Source organism: Ruegeria meonggei, assembly GCF_900172215.1.
Taxonomy (GTDB): domain Bacteria; phylum Pseudomonadota; class Alphaproteobacteria; order Rhodobacterales; family Rhodobacteraceae; genus Ruegeria; species Ruegeria meonggei.
This window is the reverse complement of record NZ_FWFP01000031.1, coordinates 1-1,093: the sequence shown is the minus strand read 5'-3', so window position 1 is coordinate 1,093 and position 1,093 is coordinate 1. Positions and strand designations below refer to the sequence as shown.

At 51.4% G+C, this 1,093-nt stretch carries 3 protein-coding genes; all 3 read left to right on the top strand.

Annotated features, from left to right (window positions below; translation table 11 throughout):
• Window positions 1–446: type III PLP-dependent enzyme domain-containing protein (locus RUM8411_RS23130; protein ID WP_503167640.1), on the top strand; the 446-nt coding region annotated here is incomplete at its 5' end.
• Window positions 447–495: 49 nt separating this feature from the next.
• On the top strand, window positions 496–708 hold the full coding sequence (locus RUM8411_RS22400; protein ID WP_085824938.1) for a hypothetical protein: 213 nt from the start codon (window positions 496–498) through the stop codon (window positions 706–708).
• 119 nt (window positions 709–827) lie between these two features.
• A partial coding sequence (locus RUM8411_RS22395) for a hypothetical protein (RefSeq protein WP_085824939.1) occupies window positions 828–1,093 on the top strand: 266 nt, incomplete at its 3' end.

Here is a 1,093-nt window from a genome sequence, read left to right as displayed (position 1 = left end):
TGGGCGTTGATCCGGTTTCCGGAGGTCAGATAGGTGGGATGTATACGGATGCCTTTACGCTTGTCGCCGAGGTCATTGAAACAGGGTCCAAACCTGCGACTCACCCTCAGAGCATCTGCGACCCGGTATTCAAAAGACTTCACCTTGTCCCAAAAAGCGGACAAAGCACACAACTAATCCTCGCCATTGGTCAGCAAGATACGGACGTTTTTGGGCTTTCTATGCCTCCTGGAAATAGACTCATCGGTGCAACAAGCGATCATGTTGTCGTCGGCACTTACAATTCGACGCAGAGCGTGGGATCGGAAATGAGATTCCAAATGAACTATAGCGCGTTGATGAAAGCTATGTCCGCTCCTGACGTTAAGACAAAGCTGCTCCATCGCAGTCCTTCACGTCACGTGCGTGTCTCTCAAGGACCAGGCAATCACCTGGCATCAACATGAAATACTCAACTGATAAATGCGCCGTTGGAAACGGATAGGAGAATAACCATTGGCAAAGCCGAAAAAAGCAACTGTCTTCAATGTACACGTACCCAAGGCGGAAACGCCGATGGAAAAAACAACGCGGGTCGTTCGGGAAATGGTCAACGAAGAAGCAGAGCAAAGACAGATTAAGAACGCCCGGCTTCGCAAAACTCGGCTCGAAAGGGATGCGAAGGCACCATCTGAAGCCAGCCCGCCGAAGCCCGCCAAAAAGCGGTGACAGGATCGTTGGCCCTTCTCTCCGCGCAACTTAATTGAGCGAAACACAAACAAAGCAGCTAGCGAGCCCTACTTTTCTCATGCATCAGTAGCGCCCGTACTCGTTTCAAGGATATTGCCATGACACTCTCAGATGAGAGCTCAGAAAAAGTTCACTACATCTGCCAAACATATGTGGAACAGAAGCCAGGACGCGGAGGGCAAGGAAGCCTGAAAATAGGCAAGCAATTTGAATACTCCACGGCAGCGGAGGCACAAAACAGAGCAGAAAGAGAAGCGCAATCCGACGATTGCGCTGGCGCCGACGCCTACATGGTCAGTGAGGATCCGAACAGTGGCGAAGTCGGGTCGCCAAGTTTCCTCATTCGGCTTGGCAATGTCCCGGA